The organism is Paenibacillus aurantiacus (assembly GCF_042431225.1).
Lineage (GTDB): Bacteria > Bacillota > Bacilli > Paenibacillales > Paenibacillaceae > Paenibacillus_Z > Paenibacillus_Z aurantiacus.
Map to the genome: position 1 here is coordinate 85,110 of NZ_JBHMDO010000054.1, position 17,934 is coordinate 103,043.

Consider the following 17,934-nt stretch of genomic DNA (forward strand, 5'->3'; position numbering starts at 1 on the left):
TCATAAGAACATCCCTGTACCGCTAACTATCTCTAGTCCTGTACCGCTATAGATGCCAGCTGTTACTTGCTAGCCCCGAGTTTCTGCTTGTTCTCCTGCCACTTCGTCGTTTTGTAGGCGAGCAGCTTCTCATAGCCGGCCTTGTTCGCGTCAGCCTCCGCCTGGTCGAGAATGGCGTTCACCTCAGCGTCGCTGCCTGCGTTTTGCACTGCTTTGGCGCGCGCTTTCTCATAGATCTCGCGCACCTGCTGGGCGGCAATGCCTTCTTCCGTATCGCCGGCCGGATCGAGATTGACGTATTCCGTCGTATTGAACTGCGTCTTCCATGTGATCTCCGACTGCCAGCGCGTCTCCCAGTTCTTCTTCTCCGGCGGCAGCGTCGATTCGAATTTCATCTTCGCATTGTCCACGTAGACCGTATTGCCGTTCCATTGAAAATTCACCGTGGCATTCATCATCTCTTCGCGGCCGTGCGGATCGTTCGTGAACGCCTCGGTGAAGAGCGGTTGATCTTCCTCATTGACGCCGTCCCAATAGATGCCTTCAGGTCCCCACATAATCGTGCGTTGTCCTTCCGGTCCCGTGAACCAGTCGAGGAAAGCGAAGATCGCTTCGGGGTCCTTCGCCGACTTCGTGATGACGCTGACGTTCCAGCCCAGCTGCTTGTAATCGCCGGGGAAAATCTTGTTCTTGTCGAGTCCCTGCTTGTGAACGGGCCACACCATAATATAGCCGGCATTCGGATCCTGCTGCGTCAAGGCCGCATGGCCCTTGGCGCCGAATTCCGTCGGACTCGAAGCAACATAGACGGCGACATTGCCCGTGACGATCTTCTGCTCCACCTGCTCGAGCTTCTGCGTGAACGTATCCTGCGAGATCAGCTTCTCGCGGTACAGCTTGCTGACGAACTGCAGCAGCTCCCGGTAGACCGGGTCCGTGAAGAGCGAGGTCAGCTTGTCGCCATTGGGCACAGCCATCATCGTATTGAAAGTATACGGACGATTCTCCGCGAACGCCGAGACCATAACGTCGATGCCGCCACCCGTCTGGCCGACTTCAAGCGGCACGACGTTCGGATATTTCGATTTGACCAGCGTTAAATAGTTGTAGAGATCATCCGTCGTCTCAAGGCTCGGGCTCCCCAATTCTTCATAAATCTTCTTGTTTACGAGGTAACCGGAGTTGCCGTTCGGCTGGGTCGTATACCAGTTCGGGAATTGGTACAGCTTACCGTCGGGCGACCGCAGCATATCCAGCGTCGATTCGCCGGCCCATTTCTTCAAGTTCGGGTATTTGTCGAGGTAATCGTCGAAAGGAACAAGCATGCCCTCGGAACGAAGCTGCTCCACGTCTGGTCCGCGCTCCATCCAGATCACGTCGGGCAGCTCGCCGGATACGATCATCGTGGACAGCTTGTTCTTCGCCGCCCCGCCGGAGCTGACCGGAATGACGTTGACCTTCTTGTTCTCCTTGATCCATTTGGTCGCCTGATCTGCCCCCCACTCCGGCATCGTATACCAGTCATAATGACCGTAGAACGAGAACTCGAGCGGCTCCTTGCCCAGCTCGTAGGCTCCGCCGGTATTCGTCTTGCCTGGATTAGAAGAAGCTTCGTTCGTCTTCTTCCCTTCGCCGCCGGGCGAATTGCCCCCGTTCGAACCTGTACAAGCCGTTAACGCGATTACGAGGATCAGCATGACTGACATGGCTGCGAGCAAGCTGGACTTCATTCTTTTCATTTGACCAAAACTCCCTTCCCCGCCCATCTTCTATATCCATGCAATTGCCGTGAACCCTCGCCTATTCTTTCAACGAACCGATGAGCACGCCTTTGACGAAATACTTCTGGACGAACGGATAGACGCACAGAATCGGTACGGTCGCCACCATCATCGTCGCCATCGACAGCGACTTCGTCGTCACGGCCCGCATTTTGTTCAGGCGGCCCTGCGCAGCGGAATCCATGTTGGCCATCTGGTCGAGCATAATGTTCGAATTGAGAATTTGCTGCAGCTTCGTCTGAATGGGAAGCAGGTCGACATTCGAGATGTAGATGCTCGGCGCGAACCAGTCGTTCCAATGATAGACGGCGGTGAACAGCGACAACGTCGCGATAACCGGACCGGACAACGGCAGAATGATGCGCATGAGCACGCCCCAATTCGAAGCGCCGTCGATCTGCGCGGATTCTTCGAGCTCCACCGGCATCCCTTTGAAGAAGGTACGGAAGATGATCATGTTCCATACGCTGATGACGCCGGGCACGACCATGACCCAGAACGTGTTCATCAGCTGAAGCTCGCGGATCAGGAGGTACGTGGGAATCAGGCCGCCGCCGAAATACATCGTGAAAATGCTCATGATCATATAGAACTTCCGGCCGATCAGCTCGCGCTTCGTCATGCCGTAGGCGAAGATGGCTGTCGCAACGATGGACAGGAACGTGCCGACGGCCGTCCGCAGCACGGAGATGATGAAGCCGTCGATCAGACGCTCATCCCGGAACACGACATCGTAATTTTGCCAGGTGAATGCCCGTGGCCAGAAGGTGATGCCGCCAAGCGACGTATCGCTGCCGAGATTGAACGAGATGACCGCCGCATTCCAGAACGGATAGAACGCGACGAACCCGAGCAGCAGCAATAGGGCGTAATTAAAGCCGATGAACGTACGGTCTCCCCGCGTCAAATACATGGGAACCCTCCTCCCTCTCCTCTACCATAGGCTGTTCCCCGATCGCCTGGCCGCGTAGTTAGCGAATGCCAGCAGCGCGATGCTGATGACGGCTTTGAACAATCCGGCCGCGGTCGCATAGGAGTAGCGGTTATTCTGAATGCCGATCCGATAGACATAGGTGTCGAGCACGTCGCTCACATCCCGGAGCACCGGATTGCCGGCCAGCAGCAATATATCCTCGAAGCCTGCATTCAGCAAATTGCCGATCGCCAGAATGGAGAAGACGACGATGACCGGCGTGATCGAAGGCAGCGTAATCGAGAACATTTGGCGAAGCCGGCTTGCGCCATCCATCGATGCCGCTTCGTACAGCTGCGGGTTGATGCCGGCGATGGCAGCCAAATAGACGATGGAGGAGAAGCCGATTTCTTTCCACACATTCGTCGTGACGAGAATGCTCCAGAAGTACTTCGGTTCCGACATAAAGTTGATTGGTTCATCAATAATGCCCAGCTTCTCCAGCAGGATGTTCAAGCTCCCGTTGTCTGTCGACAGAATCGAGACAATGAAGCCCGACACGATGACCCACGAGAGAAAATGAGGCAAATAACTGATCGTCTGAATGCCGCGCTTAAACACCCGGCTGCCGATCTCATTCAGCATGAGCGCGAGCACGATCGGCGCCGGGAAGCCAATGATCAGCTTCAGCAAGCTGATGACCAGCGTATTGCGCATGATGCCCCAGAACTCCGGCGCATGGAAGAACATCTCGAAGTGCTTGAAGCCCACCCAAGGGCTGCCCGTCACCCCTTTGAACAAGCTATAATCCTGGAACGCCATCACGACGCCGTACATGGGGATGTAACTGAACACGAATACGAATAAAATCGCGGGTACGACCATTGCTTGTACGTCCCATTGCCGAATGATGCGGATGATCAGCGGCGCTGTCTTCCTCCGCTGCATCGCTTTCGCGGTAGCAGATTGGCGCATCGACTTCCCCCTTGGCCGTCTTTTGAAGTTACTTATGCGTAACTTTATCTAACACCATCTGTTGCCTTCCATATGTCTATTGTAGCTCGATCCCTTTACGATTTCTTTGCTTATACGATTAAAAACCAGCACTATCTTCCTGTTTTCAGATTATTGAGGCGATTAATGCTTGCGGGAGGACATCGGGGTCACGCCAATATGCTTTTTGAACAAACGGTTGAAGTTCGTCAGCGTCCGAAAGCCGCATTCGAGCGCAATATCGGTAATTTTCATCTGATTGCGCTCAAGCAGCATGACCGCATGCTCCAGCCGCAGATGAATGAGATAGAGGAGCGGCGGCATCCCGACCGCCCGTTTGAACGTATCGCTAAAGCGCGATGGGCTGAGGTATACGAGCGCGGCGAGCTCCTCCAGCGTCCATGGATACGCGAACTTCTCCTCCATCTCGTGGAGGACGCGGCGGATCTTCTCGAGCTGCCGCTCGCTGATGACATGCTGATGGGCGGGACTATCGGGGATGCGGAATTCGCGATTGACGATGGCCAAGAATTGCAGCAAATGGGCGTAAACAATGGACGTGTAGGAGCGCTGCTGCGCTTCGTGCTCGCGCTGAAGGTCGAGCAGAATGTCGCGCAGCTGCCCGATCTGGGGATGATCGCGATCGAGCAGATTCGTAAAGTGGATGTTCATTTCGCGGAAAGGACTAAGAATCTCGGGGTCAAGCCGCAAGCTGCTGATGAGCCAGCTGCCGTCGAAGCTGATCACCTGCATGATCAGGTCTCTCGTCTCGTAGGCGCAGTGCAAATCGTTGGAGTTGATGAGCAGGATATCCCCCTGCTGGAACTCATATCGCTTGCCGTTGATGATGTAATACCCGGTGCCGGATTTAATGACGTTGATCTCCAGCACGTCATGCCAATGGAGCCGCTGATAGCCGCTGTCGACCCCGATCGTCTCTTCTACAAGAATCGGATAATTTCGAGCCAATCTTACTTTTTCCTTTGCAATATCCGCCATCTTCGCCATCGTCATCTCCATAACCTCCCCTACGGAATTGGGCTTGGAAATACCTTCACGTTATCACCAGCATGTCACAATAGATATCACCAAGCAAGAGGGGGTTTTCCAGTTCTCCCTCCCCCTTCCCCCTCCGCCGAGGGGAAGCAATGGGCTTCGCCCCTTTGACCCCACTATTGTTGCTCCTCCCCCTTGTTGCTCCCTCCCCCTTCCCCCTCCGCCGAGGGGAACCATAGGACTTCGCCCTCTGGACTCCCTTCTTCGTGCAGCCATCATGGTTCGCGGTTGGCGGATTGCTTCGAGTCGGCACGCTTTTGTCCTCGCGGACAAAGCTTCATGCGCACGGGTGCTCTCGCGAACACGCTCGCTGTTTGATCCACAACATGAATGGTTGCATAATTTCCGAAATAACCAAAAAGAGCTATCCCTGCCTCGCCACGGTGACGTGTGACGATGGATAGCTCCTTGATTATTAGCTATAAATTGACAATCACATCCGTCTCACCATATATAGGGTCCCCATGGCCCGCCGGGCCACGGCGGTTTCTGGCCCATAGGCGCGCTCTGCCAAGGCGATTGCTGACCCATATGCTGGCCTTGCCAAGGCAATTGCTGACCCATGTGCTGGCCTTGCCATGGTGATTGCTGACCTATGTGCTGGCCTTGCCACGGTGATTGCTGACCCATGTGCTGGCCTTGCCATGGTGATTGCTTACCCATGAGCTGGCCTTGCCATGGTGATTTCTGACCCATGAGCGCGCTTTGCCACGGTGATTTTTGGCCCATGAACATACTTTGCAGCGGTGATTTCTGGCCCATGAGCATGCTTTGGAGCGGCGAGCCCTGGCCCATGAGCATACTTTGCAGCGGCGAGCCCTTCCCTAATCCGCCCATGCCTGACTGCCCCAACATGCCTTTTAGAAGGAATGAACGTGATTCTTTCTTATTCTTCATCGATCGCTTCCTCCTCTCCGGGTAAGGTCGCTATAGGTTATGTGGATGTGGGGCCGTTGGATTGGGTGGATAGCGGGTAATCGGAGACGCTGCGCGATGGCACTTCCCAAGCCCTTGGGCCGATGGACGATCCTCCCCAAGAATGCATGCAAAAGAACCCGCCTCTCCAAGAGAGAAGCGGGTAAACAGGTCAATGGACGGATACCTCTCGATTACCTGCGTATACGATCCAGCAACACGGCCGCCACAATGACCGCGCCCTTCACGATCATCTGCCAGTAGAAGTCCACGTTCAACAGGACGAGGCCGTTGGTCAGCACCGCGATGATCAGCACCCCGATCAGCGTGCCCTGGATGCGGCCGAACCCGCCGACGAAGCTCGTGCCGCCCAAGACGACGGCCGCGATCGCGTCCAGCTCATAACCGGTTCCGCCGGTCGGCTGCGCGGAGAAGAGACGCCCGGCCATGACGATGCCCGCGATGCCGGCAAGCAAACCGCTGATCGCATAGACGCGGATGAGCGACCGTTCGACCTTGATCCCGGTCAGACGAGCCGCCTCTTCGTTGCCGCCGATGGCATAGATGTGACGCCCGAACATCGTATAGTTCAAGATGAAGTACATGATGGCAAAGATGATCAGCATGATATAGATCGGCGTTGGGATGCCAAATATATACCCGGATCCGAGAAACTTGAACAGACTGTTCTCGAGCGCGATCGGATACCCGCCGCTGATGACGTAGGCTAATCCCCGCAAATAGGTCATGCTGCCTAATGTGACAACAAAAGAAGGCAGCTTCGGCACGGCGGTCAAATAGCCGTTAAGCGCGCCTGCCGCGCACCCCACCCCCATGCCTGTAGCCATAGCCAGAAGCGGATGCAGGCCGGCATTGGTCATGATGACGGACAGGACGCCCGATAACGCCAGGATCGAGCCCACCGACAAGTCAATGCCGCCCGTCAAGATGACGAGCGTCATCCCTGCCGCGAGTATCGCCGTAATGGACGTCTGTTTCAGAATATTGAGCACATTGGTGACTTCCGTGAAGTTCGGCGCGAATACCGCCATGGCCGCAATGAGCAGCAATAAAATAATAAGCATGCCCAGCTGGTTGAAATAGTGAATCAGCTTCTGTTTCGTCATCGGCGCATGACCCGGTGTCCCATGAATCTCGGTTTGCATCTATGTTCTCTCCCCTGTCGCATAATGCATGATCGTCTCCTGCGTCGCGGCCTCCCTCGACAGTTCCGCGCCGATCTTCCCTTCATGCATAACGAGGATCCGATCGCTGACGCCAAGAATCTCCGGAAGCTCGGACGAGATCATCAAGACGGCCAAGCCCTCCTCGGCCAACTGACTGATGATCTTATGGATCTCGGTCTTGGCTCCAATATCCACGCCGCGTGTCGGTTCGTCCAGCAGCAGCACCTTCGGCCGGATCGACAGCCATCTGGCGATGACGACCTTCTGCTGATTCCCGCCGCTCAGCCCCATCACGTTTTGCTCTTTGGATGCGGCCCTCACGCCGAGGTCGCGGATATAGGCCTCGGCATCCGCATCCGCGCGTCCGACCTGCAGCATGCCGCCCTTCCGGTACGTATGGAGCTGCGCCATCAGAATATTCTCTTTCACCGACAGGTTGGGGAATAACCCCTGCTCCTTCCTGCTCTCCGGCACATGGGCGATGCCATGCTTCATCGCATCCGTCGGGTTATTGATCCGGACAGGCTGGCCATCGATTCGAATTTCGCCCCCGGCAAGGCGGGATACGCCGAATATGCACCGCACCAATTCCGTCCGACCGGCGCCGACAAGCCCTGCCAATCCTACGATCTCGCCGGGGTACAGCTTGAGCGATACCCCTTTGACCCCCCGATTGTCGCTGACCTGATCGAGCTCCAAGACGGGCTTCCGACGAACACGAGCATCCGGCGGTTGGATGCTGCGCTGGAAGAGATCCTTGATTTCCCGCCCGACCATCAGCTTGACCAGATGGTCCGGGTTCGTCTCCCCGATCGGCCCGCTTGCCACCCACCGTCCGTCGCGCAGGACGGAGTACCGGTCCGAGATCCGGAAGATTTCATCCATGCGGTGGGAGATGTAGACGATGGCGACGCCTTTTCGCTTCAGATTATCGATGATCGCGAACAGCTTCTGGATTTCCTTATCCGTCAAAGAGGCGGTCGGTTCATCCATAATCAGCACTTCCGATCGGAACGACAAGGCGCGCGCGATTTCAACCATCTGCTGCTCCGCGATGCTGAGGCTGGACACATACGCTCGGGGATTCAGGTTCGATCCGATGGAATCGAGAATACGCGCCGCTTTCTCGTAAATCTCCGGCCAATGGACAAGCCCAAGCCGATTCTTCGGGAACGTCGTCCCCATGAAAATATTTTCGCCGATGGTTAAGTTGGCCGAGAGACTAATCTCCTGATGGATGACGCTGATGCCTCGGTCTCGGGCTTCCATCGGATTGTGCCAGTTGACCGCCTTCCCCATGTAATGGATCGTACCGGAATCCGGTCGGTGAACGCCGGCCATGATTTTCATCAGCGTCGACTTGCCGGCTCCGTTCTCGCCCATCAACGCGTGAACTTCTCCCTTGTACAGCTCGATCTGCACGCCATGGAGAACCTGAACGCCGGAGAAAGACTTATTGACCGCTTCCATCCGCATCACGGGCCCATCATATCCGTCATTGTGTACTGCAGCTGCAGCGTTCTCCTGTACCATGACCCGGGTTACCAGCCCTTATATGAGTCGACGTTATCTTGCGTAATCAATTCCGTCGGGATGAGCACCTGCGGTTCGACTTTCTCGCCTTTAAGCACCTTCATGGCCAGCTCGACGCCTTGAATGGCCATCTGGTTCGGGAACTGGGCGGAGGTGGCGGCATAACTTTTCTTCTCCTTCAACGCATCCGATGCGCTTGGCGCGCCATCCACGCCGACAATGAAAAATTCCTCCGATCGGCCGGCTTGCTCCTGGGCAATTTTCACGCCAACGCCTTCCTCGTCATTAATGCAAAATACCGCATCGATTTGCTTATTGGCCTGAAGCACATTCTCCATCAAGGTTAGCGTTTTCTCGCGATTGCCTTCACCGTTCTGATTGGCGATGACTTTAATATCCGGGTAGTTGGCGAGCACTTCGTTGAACCCCTTGATCCGGTCGATCACCGCGGATACCGGCGGACCGTCGATGAGCACGAGATTCCCTTTGCCATTCAACCGCTTCGCCAAGTATTCGCCGGCTAGCCGGCCTGCTTGTACGTTATCGGACATGACCACCGAATCGATCCCGCCTTCCGCGCTGCCATCCAGCGCCACGACCGGAATGCCGGCTGCTTTGGCCTGCTGAACGGCTGCCGCGATCCCTTTGGAATCGAACGGGCTAAGCAGGATGAGATCGACCTTCTGCGTGATGAAATCCTCGAATTGCTGCGTTTGTTTGGCCAGATCCTGATCCGCGCTGACCACGGTCACTTCCGCGTTATATTTTGCCGCGACTTCTTTGGCCCCTTTGGACATGGCCACGAAGAACGGATTGCCCAGCGTAGGCACGGTCAAGCCGATCTTCAGCTTCTTGTCCGATTGGTTATCATCGGGCTTGGCCGACTTGGCATTCCCCTGCTTATTGTCCGATGCGGCGGACGCGCTGCCTGATTCGCCGTTGTTGGAATTTCCCGTGGAGCAGGCAGTAACGACCAACAGGAGCGAGAGGATCAGAACGGAGCATAATTTATAGGATTTCATGGCATAACCTCCGGAAGTTTATGAATAATAGCCGTGCAGCGGCGAAGCTGCTCTTGATTCTCAAATCGATTTCGAAGACAATAGAAATAGACTTGCTTTGCCGTTAACCTATCCGGTTATGCAGGCATGTCAAACAGACGGGTGTAACAACTGGGCTCTAACCATTGCCGTGGGGTAGCCGTTGTTTACACTCGTTTCCCTTTGTGAAGACCGATTGCTTGCAGACCTCATCCCTTTCTACCGAACCCATTCTTCTTGCATTTTCCCTCTGGGCATTCCCCCTCTCCATGATAGATACGATTACGCAATGAATGAGACCGCTAGTAAAGCCGCACTGTCGAACACTAGGATTTCCTCCCTCTTTCCATGTCCACAACCTGGACTTCTACACCTTTATCCTCGATCTCCTTGAGACGCTCATCCGGTGCTTGATCATCGGTTATCAACAAATCGATGTCCTTCATCGATGCAAACTTGACGAGATGCACATCGCCGACCTTGGACGAATCGGCCAGCAGGATCGTCTTGTTCGCGCATGCGATCATTTTGCGCTTAATGCTCGCTTCATCTACGTTCGGCGTGCTGAGCCCTTCATCCGGATGAATGGCATTCGTGCCGATGAACGCCTTATCGACATGCAGCTGATTCAGGATTTGCTCGGCGAACGGTCCCACCAACGACAGAATGCCTTTGCGCAGCGAGCCGCCAACGAGAATAAGGTCGATCCCGTCGGCCGATTCAAGCTCTTGGGCGATTGGAATGCCATTGGTGATGACCGTCAGCTTCCGAAAGCGCTTTAATTCCATCGCGAGGTAGAGCATCGTCGTTCCCGAATCGAGCAGGATGACATCATTCTCGTGAATCTGTTCGACCGCCATTTTGGCAATCATGCGCTTCCGTTCGCTGTTGTTGATCTCTTTCTCCATGAAGGTCGGTTCGAAATTCACGTTCTGCAGCGGGACGGCTCCTCCATGCGTGCGTTTGAGCAGATTCTGGTCTTCGAGCTCCTTCAGATCTCTGCGAATGGTCGAATCCGAAACCTGGAGAATCTGATTGAGTCCCTGCACGTCCACGCGCTGATGTTCCTTGAGCAGCTCCAAAATGCGGCGTTTGCGTTCCACTTCGTACATAAAGGTCATCTCCTGTGCAGCTTTTGTGACAAGGCTGTTGAAGCGTATGGTTTACGCCTATAGTCTAGCGCCCGGATAGCAGGTTGACAAGCGTTTGCCGATCGCATATGGACAAAAGACACCTCTCGCGCACAGGTGTCTTCGCCATGATGTCTGCAATCTGTTTATTTCCCTATGCGGTCCGCAAAATCTTGAAGCGCCGCTCGAACCTCCGATGCCGTGCCAAGATCGAGCACTTGATCCGCAAGCGCTCGGCATGCATCGCGGCTTACCTGCGTAATGACCCGCTTCACGCGATTCATCGCCGAAGCCGACATGCTCCACTCGTGCAGACCAAGGCCGACGAGCAGCGGAGCCGCCAACGGATCGCCGGCCATGCTGCCGCACATCCCCGTCCACTTGCCGTGCGCTTCCGAAGCCTCGATGACGCGTCGAATCAATTGGAGAACTGCGGGATGGAAATAATCGTACAGATCGGCAACCTTCTCGTTCATCCGGTCGACCGCGAGCGTGTACTGAACGAGATCGTTCGTGCCAATGCTGAAGAAATCGACCTCTCGCGCAAAACGGTCCGCCATCAGCGCGGCAGACGGAATCTCCACCATGATGCCGATCTCCACCCGATCCGATACTTGCACCCCTTCTTGCTCAAGCTGATGGCGCGCCTCGGCGACAAGCGCTCGGGCGGCCTGCCACTCTTGCAAGCCGGAAATCATCGGGAACATAATCTTGACGGGTCCATGGGCGCTTGCCCGCAAGATCGCGCGCAGCTGCGTAAGAAGAAGCTGGCGTTCATCCAGGCATAGGCGTATCGCCCGGTAGCCGAGGAACGGATTCATCTCTTTGGGCAAATCCAGATAAGGAAGCTCTTTGTCGCCTCCGATATCGAGCGTACGGATAACGACGGGACGTCCCGCCATTGCCTCCACCGCTGCGCGGTATGCCTCGTATTGGGAATGCTCATCGGGCATCTGGCTCCGGCTCATGAAGAGAAACTCGGTACGGTACAACCCGATGGCCTCCGCGCCTTGTTCGACCAGTCCCCGCGCTTCCTCGGGCGTTCCGATGTTCGCCGCGATTTCGTAGCGGTGCCCGTCGGACGTGATCGCCGGGCGAGAAGCGAATGACGTCAAACCAAGCTGGTCTTCTTCTTGTCTTGTGATCGCCGCCAAGTAGCTCTCGAGGGTCATCTCGCCCGGATGGATGACGATCTCGCCGGTTGCCCCGTCCAGGGCAAGCAGATCGCCGGTCCGGATCTCGTCAACGGCGACGCCGGCGCCGAGCACGGCTGCGATTCCAAGCGAATTGGCCAATATCGCGGTATGCGAGGTCTGCCCGCCGGTACGGGTGACAAACCCGCGCACGAGTCTCCGGTCCAGCTGCACCGTATCCGAGGGAGTCAGATCATCCGCGACCAGAATGACTTCCTCCCGGATGTCGCTCAGCCGGCCGCCGCCGCCTTTAATATGAAGCAGCAGCCTGCTGCCGATATCCCGCACATCGGCTGCGCGCTCCTGCATGTACTCGCTCGCCATTCGCTCGAATACCGCCGCCGTCTTGGTGACAACCTCACTGACCGCCGTCTCCGCCGCCCAATGTTCATGCACGATGGCTTTCTCCATCGGCGGGTAGAAGGACGGGTCGTTCAGCATGCTGATCTGCCCTTTCAGAATAACCGCCTTCTCTTCGCCCAGCGTGCTTGCCGCGTGCTGAACCAATTGCTCCAGATCCTCCAGGCTGCGCTGTTTGGCTGCGCGAAGCCGCGCAAGCTCCGCTTCGTGCTCATCGGTCCTCAGCCTCTGCGCATCCTCGATGCGTACCGGCGTGTAGACGTAAGCTCTGCCGACCCGCGCGCCTTGCGACACGCCGATTCCCCGATATACCATTTCCCCAGTCATTGCACGTTTCTCCTCCTTAAAGCGCCATGCCGCCTGCTAGCTTTCTCCGAACCCGCTATCCGCCAGCTCCTTCAGCGCTTGCAGCGCGGCCTCCTCATCCGGACCGCTGGCCGCGATCGTAATTTCGGCTCCCTTGGACAGTCCAAGCGTCATCAGCCCCAGAATGCTCTTGCCGTCTACGGTTATCGCAGTCCCCTTCACGGTAACCGTAACGTTCGAGACGTACCTTCCCGCCGTCTCCGTGAACAACTGCGCAGGGCGGATATGGAAGCCGCTCTCGTTATGAATGATCATATCGCGTGTAACCATCGTGATGTCCTCCGTTTCTTCCTATTCAAATCGCGCTCAACAAATCGATCAGCTCGCTCGAATCCTCGACCGCAAGCAACCGCTCGCGGAATTGCTCGTCGATCAGCTTGCGCGAAATCGCGATCAAAATCTGCAAATGCTCATTGCCCGCCGCTGCCTCCGGCACCGCAATCATGAATACGGACGACACCGGCTGCCCATCCAGCGAATCCCAGTCAACCGGATTCGCGAGCTTGGCGAAGGCAAGCGCAGGCTTCGCGACGCCGGCGGATTTGCCGTGCGGAATCGCCACCTGGAAGCCGATTCCCGTCGAACTCGTCGCCTCCCGGGCGTTCAATGCAGCCATGTAGGCCGACTGGTCATGGACAGCCCCGCTTGCGGCGAGCGCTCCCGCAAGCTCCTCCATAACGGAAGCTTTGTCGCTTGCAGCCAATGGAATCAAGATGGAACGTTCGTGAAGCAATTCTTTTATATTCATAGGTAATCGTCCTCCCAAAGGTTATAAATTATACCAACGGTTTCTTCAAAATTTTCAGCATGAACGCGGTTACAACCGTGCCGATGGCAATGGACAAGGCGTACAAGCCGACATGAGTGACGGCGTGAGGGATTGCGAGAACGAAGATGCCTCCGTGCGGAGCTTGCAAGGCGGTATTAAAGGCCATCGCGAGCGCGCCGGTTACGGCTGACCCCGTTACGATCGATGGAATAATGCGAAGCGGGTCGCTAGCGGCGAACGGAATCGCGCCTTCCGTGATGAACGAGATGCCAAGGACGAAAGCCGACTTCCCGGCGTCCTTCTCCTCTTGCGTGAACTTCTTCGAAGCAATCAAGGTGCCAAGCCACAAGCCGAGCGGCGGCGTCATCCCGGCAGCCATAACGGCCGCCATCGGGCCGTACACTTGACTGGCAAGTAGTCCCACGGCGAACGTATAGGCTGCCTTGTTGACCGGGCCTCCCATATCGAAAGCCATCATGGCGCCAAGCAGCAGGCCGAGCAGCGCCGCATTCGTCTGACCGATGGACGTCAGCCACTGGGCTAAGCTATCCATAATGTATTTGACCGGCTCGCCGATGACGTAGATCATCAGTAAGCCCGTGATCGCCGAGGCAAGCAGCGGAATGATCAGAATCGGCTTCAGCCCCTCGAAATTGCGCGGCAGCTTAATCCACTTCTTCAAATAATAAGCCGTGTATCCTGCGAGGAAGCCTGCCAGAATGCCGCCAAGGAAACCAGCCCCCAGTTGGGATGCGAGCATGCCCCCGATTAATCCTGGCGCAAGTCCCGGTTTCTCCGCGATCGAGAAGGCGATGAATCCGGCCAGAATCGGCACCATCAGCGCGAATGCCGCCCCGCCGCCGATTTTCATCAGCGCGGCTGCCAGCGTCCCTTCCACCTCGAAGGCCTTGATGCCAAAGGTAAAGGACAGCGCGATCAGCAATCCGCCCGCGACAACGAGGGGCAGCATGGCCGACACGCCGGTCATCAAATGCTTGTAGAATCCGCTGCGGCCTTTGCTTCGCGCCTCTTTGGACTTGGCGACCTGTTCCCGGAAGTCGGCGGGCGACGCGGCTTCCTTCGCAAGCGCCTCATCGAGCAATCCGCCCGGATTGCGGATCGCCTGCGCGACGCCGACGCGTACGACGGGCTTGCCGGCGAATCGGGATTCGAGGACGTCGGTATCCGCCGCGACGATGATCGCATGCGCTTCGGCAATCTCCTGCTCGCTTAATTCATTCTCGACGCCTACGGCTCCGCGAGTCTCCACTTTCAGCTCAATCTGTCTTTCTCTAGCCGTCTTGAGCAGGGACTCAGCCGCCATGTAGGTGTGGGCGACGCCCGTCGGACAAGCGGTAACTGCCAATATCTTCTTCACCGTGATTTCCCCCTAAGGAATGATGATAATAACCTGGCGTTACAGATGAGTGACTTCAACCGCATCCAGCTTCAAGCTCACCTCCGTAAGCGTACACACTTCAGTGCCGGGTTTGGATGCCGTAATGGAGCCTGCCGCCGTCATCCAACGGACCATCTCCTCGACCGGCATCCCCTCCGCTAAACAGTGTGCCATCGCGGCGACCATCGAATCACCGGCTCCCACCGTGCTTATCGGTGTAATCGGGAACGGCCGGGCTCGGAAAGTCCCTTCCCGCATCGCGACGATCGCTCCCTCCGCGCCCATCGAGACCACGACGCATGGGATGCCTTGCGCATGGATACTCCGAGCCGCATGCACGATCGCTTCGTCGGTCGGGAGCCGCTTCCCTACTAAGGCCTCCAGCTCTTGCAAATTCGGTTTGATCGCGAAAGGCCTTGCTTCGATCCCAGCAGCAAGCGCTTCGCCATCTGCATCCAGAATGGTGCGAACCCCATACTTCCCCGCAATTACAATCAGGGTGCGATAGAAGTCCTGCGGCAAGCCCGGCGGCAAGCTTCCTCCCAGCACGAGCAGCGAGGTCGCCTTCATCTCGGCTTCGAACGCCCGGATAAAGTCCTGTACGACCGAGTCGCTCGGCTGCTGCCCGATCTCATTCAGCTCGGTCGTCTGCTTCGTCGCTTCATCCACGACTTTCAAATTCGTCCTGACGTTGCCCGCCGTCTGAAAAAACCGGGAATGGATGTTCAAGTCATCCAGCATCTGCATGAGGACGCGGCCTTCCACGCCTGCCTGGAATCCCCAAGCGACCGCGGATGCCCCGAATTGAACCAGCACCTTGGCCACGTTGATTCCCTTGCCGCCCGGATCCATGCGAACATGCTTGATTCGGTTGAGTCCCGCGACGGTAAGACGGTCCACCGTAATCGTCTTGTCGATTGCGGGATTCAAGGTTACAGTCACGATTTGCTTCATAGGCGTCTTTCCTTTTCGTATTGAATGATTAGTTTTGCTCATTACTGGATAATACTTGATGTTTTTGATTATATATGACCGTTTTTTGTTTGTAAAGCGTTTACATAATAAAATTTCAAGCGAATACGGTCATTTTAGTTCACATATAATCACCGTGGAATTTCTCGATTACCATATCTGATCACAATCGATCACAAAAAAAGCGACCGCGGAGTTTTCCGCGATCGCTATCCTATCCGCTTCTTCATTCGACTGTCCCGGACGAGTTCAGGGGATGGCCGGACTTCTACAATGCCGTAATATGGCAGGCATCCTTCACAAGTAAATCTCTTTGCCGGTCTCGGCGGATTGGTAGATTGCCTCCAAGATTTGCGTTACCGCATAAGCCTGTTCAGGCAAGACAAGCGGATCGGTGTCATGAATAATACACTCCAGCCACTGCTTGGCTTCTCTTGTGCCCGGATCGTCGCCTTTCGGTCCGAAGTAAGCGATGCCAGGTCCGGCCATCGGTTTCATCTCGGCGAGCTTGCCGAACTGTACGCTGTTGAATACGACTTCACCCTTATAATCCGCGGTCTGCTTCATCTCCGCCCCGCCAGCCGTACCGTAGAGCGAAGCTTTCGCTTCCTTCACGTCGGTCGTGTTGAGCGCCCAAGCGCTTTCCAGGAAAATGGTTGCGCCATTCTCCATCTTGATCAGTCCGAACGCCGAGTCCTCCACGTTGAACGTCTCCGGATCCCAAGGACCGAACATGTTGCCTTCCGGTTTATCTTTCAACTTGTAGTATACCGATCCCGACACCGATACCGGCTTGTAGTTGTCCATGAACCATAGCGCAAGGTCAAGCGCATGCGTGCCGATATCGATCAAGCATCCGCCACCCTGCTGCTCCTTGTCGGCAAATACACCCCATGTCGGAACCGCTCGCCTGCGAACCGCATGGGCTTTGGCCATGTAAACTTCGCCAAGCGCGCCTTCCCGGCATGCCCGAAACATCGTTTGGGAGTCGTCGTTAAACCGGTTTTGATAACCGATCGTCAATTTCTTCCCGGTCCGCTTCGCCGCATCGAGCATGTTGCGGGCTTCCGCCGAATTGATCGCCATCGGCTTCTCGCACATGACGTGTTTGCCCGCTTCCAGGGCATCGACCGTAATAAACGAGTGCTGCAGATTCGGCGTCAACACATGAACGACGTCGATGGACTCCTCCTTCAGCAGTTCCCGGTAATCCGTGTACACAGCCGCGTTTTCCGAGCCGAATTCTTGTGCCGCCTTAGCTGCTTTCTCCGGAACGATATCGCAAAAGGCGACCATCTCCGCCAGCTCCGCGTTATTCGCAAGCGACGGCATATGTTTCTGGAAGGCGATGCCGCCGCACCCGATAATGCCGACTTTCAACTTGTCGTTCGTCACAATCATCCACGCTCCTCGGTTTACGAATTTGGTCTCGAATGAAGGTCTCTTCTTACAGGTACTGCCGAAGTACGTTCAAGTCATTCCGGATACTGCCGAACTTGTCGGCCGACTTGCCCTCATTCTCGACCAGCGCGTAGCGGACATGCCCCATCGCTTTAATCCGTTCATAGGCGGATGCGAAGTCGAATTGTCCTGTTCCGAGATCGACGAAGTCCGTCTCGGCTATATATTTGCGGTACGCTTCGAAGATCGGCAGCGCTTCGTCTCCATGTTGCCGGATCGCTTCGAAGAGATTGGCCGGACCGGCCAGCTGCTTGTTCAGATCCTTCTGATGGACCATATCGCAGCGGCCGCCGAACTTCTCGAGCACGGCGATCGGATCAAGCCCTGCCCGGATGACCCACACCATGTCGATTTCGAATTTCAGGCTGGCCGGATCGGTATTGTCCGCAAGCAGGTCGAACAGCGTCGCATCGCCGTCCGGTCTAAATTCATGGGCATGATTATGGACATATAGGTTGAAGCCGCCATCTTGCAGCCGTCTTCCGAGGATGCCCAGCTGCTCGGACAATCGCAGCGTGCTCTCCCGGTCTTGCACCCACACCGACGGCAGTACGATCGATTCGCAGCCCAAGGTTTCATAGTACGTCATGACTTCATCCCAATCATGGTCGAGTAAGCCCTGACCCGGACTTGGCCCTTCATGGACGGCGATCGCCCGGAGTCCCAGCTGCTGCAGCTTGCCGTGGACCGCTTCCGCGGGATAATCATCCCGCAGGCGCGTTCCTTTCCGCATATTAAAACTAATCAGCTCCAGGTTCTCATAACCCGCTTCCGCAAGCTTCTCCAAGGTGCCGAAATAATCGGCTCCCAACTGTTCATGAACGGAGTATACATTGATACCGGCTAGCATGCTCATTCCGTACCAC

General features: G+C 56.1%; 16 protein-coding genes. All 16 read right to left on the bottom strand.

Going from position 1 to position 17,934, the window contains the following annotated elements; all coding sequences use genetic code 11:
• Positions 1-62 precede the first annotated feature (62 nt).
• Entirely contained in the window at positions 63-1,739 is a 1,677-nt protein-coding gene (locus ACFFSY_RS33350; RefSeq protein ID WP_377502647.1) for an extracellular solute-binding protein, read from the bottom strand.
• A 61-nt stretch (positions 1,740-1,800) separates the two neighbouring features.
• A complete protein-coding gene (locus tag ACFFSY_RS33355) occupies positions 1,801-2,694 on the bottom strand; it encodes a carbohydrate ABC transporter permease (RefSeq protein ID WP_377502649.1) in 894 nt (297 codons plus the stop codon).
• 21 nt (positions 2,695-2,715) lie between these two features.
• The gene (locus ACFFSY_RS33360; RefSeq protein WP_377502651.1) at positions 2,716-3,669 is read right to left on the bottom strand and encodes an ABC transporter permease; all 954 of its coding nucleotides are present in this window, start codon (positions 3,667-3,669) and stop codon (positions 2,716-2,718) included.
• A 162-nt stretch (positions 3,670-3,831) separates the two neighbouring features.
• Entirely contained in the window at positions 3,832-4,701 is an 870-nt protein-coding gene (locus tag ACFFSY_RS33365; RefSeq protein WP_377502653.1) for a helix-turn-helix domain-containing protein, read from the bottom strand.
• A gap of 486 nt (positions 4,702-5,187) precedes the next feature.
• Positions 5,188-5,640, bottom strand: coding sequence for a hypothetical protein (locus ACFFSY_RS33370; protein WP_377502655.1), 453 nt, complete (start codon positions 5,638-5,640; stop codon positions 5,188-5,190).
• 212 nt (positions 5,641-5,852) lie between these two features.
• Positions 5,853-6,785, bottom strand: a complete 933-nt coding sequence (locus ACFFSY_RS33375; RefSeq protein ID WP_377502827.1) for an ABC transporter permease subunit — start codon at positions 6,783-6,785, stop codon at positions 5,853-5,855.
• Positions 6,786-6,824: 39 nt separating this feature from the next.
• Positions 6,825-8,321 (bottom strand): sugar ABC transporter ATP-binding protein, encoded by a 1,497-nt coding sequence (locus ACFFSY_RS33380; RefSeq protein WP_377502657.1) that lies wholly within the window; start codon positions 8,319-8,321, stop codon positions 6,825-6,827.
• Between the two features lie 65 nt (positions 8,322-8,386).
• Positions 8,387-9,400: an ABC transporter substrate-binding protein gene (locus ACFFSY_RS33385; protein WP_377502659.1), complete on the bottom strand. Its 1,014-nt coding sequence runs from the start codon at positions 9,398-9,400 to the stop codon at positions 8,387-8,389.
• A 344-nt stretch (positions 9,401-9,744) separates the two neighbouring features.
• Positions 9,745-10,530 carry a DeoR/GlpR family DNA-binding transcription regulator gene (locus ACFFSY_RS33390; RefSeq protein ID WP_377502661.1) on the bottom strand — a complete coding sequence of 262 codons (786 nt, stop codon included), beginning with the start codon at positions 10,528-10,530 and terminating at the stop codon, positions 9,745-9,747.
• A gap of 164 nt (positions 10,531-10,694) precedes the next feature.
• Complete coding sequence (gene ptsP / locus ACFFSY_RS33395; RefSeq protein ID WP_377502663.1) at positions 10,695-12,428, bottom strand: phosphoenolpyruvate--protein phosphotransferase; 1,734 nt, start codon at positions 12,426-12,428, stop codon at positions 10,695-10,697.
• A 36-nt stretch (positions 12,429-12,464) separates the two neighbouring features.
• On the bottom strand, positions 12,465-12,737 hold the full coding sequence (locus ACFFSY_RS33400; protein ID WP_377502665.1) for an HPr family phosphocarrier protein: 273 nt from the start codon (positions 12,735-12,737) through the stop codon (positions 12,465-12,467).
• Positions 12,738-12,762: 25 nt separating this feature from the next.
• The gene (locus tag ACFFSY_RS33405) at positions 12,763-13,215 is read right to left on the bottom strand and encodes a PTS sugar transporter subunit IIA (RefSeq protein ID WP_377502667.1); all 453 of its coding nucleotides are present in this window, start codon (positions 13,213-13,215) and stop codon (positions 12,763-12,765) included.
• A 28-nt stretch (positions 13,216-13,243) separates the two neighbouring features.
• A complete protein-coding gene (locus tag ACFFSY_RS33410; protein ID WP_377502669.1) occupies positions 13,244-14,614 on the bottom strand; it encodes a fructose-specific PTS transporter subunit EIIC in 1,371 nt (456 codons plus the stop codon).
• A gap of 39 nt (positions 14,615-14,653) precedes the next feature.
• A complete protein-coding gene (gene pfkB, locus ACFFSY_RS33415) occupies positions 14,654-15,589 on the bottom strand; it encodes a 1-phosphofructokinase (RefSeq protein ID WP_377502671.1) in 936 nt (311 codons plus the stop codon).
• 315 nt (positions 15,590-15,904) lie between these two features.
• The gene (locus ACFFSY_RS33420; RefSeq protein WP_377502829.1) at positions 15,905-16,939 is read right to left on the bottom strand and encodes a Gfo/Idh/MocA family protein; all 1,035 of its coding nucleotides are present in this window, start codon (positions 16,937-16,939) and stop codon (positions 15,905-15,907) included.
• Between the two features lie 115 nt (positions 16,940-17,054).
• Entirely contained in the window at positions 17,055-17,924 is an 870-nt protein-coding gene (locus ACFFSY_RS33425) for a sugar phosphate isomerase/epimerase family protein (protein ID WP_377502673.1), read from the bottom strand.
• Positions 17,925-17,934: the final 10 nt, after the last annotated feature.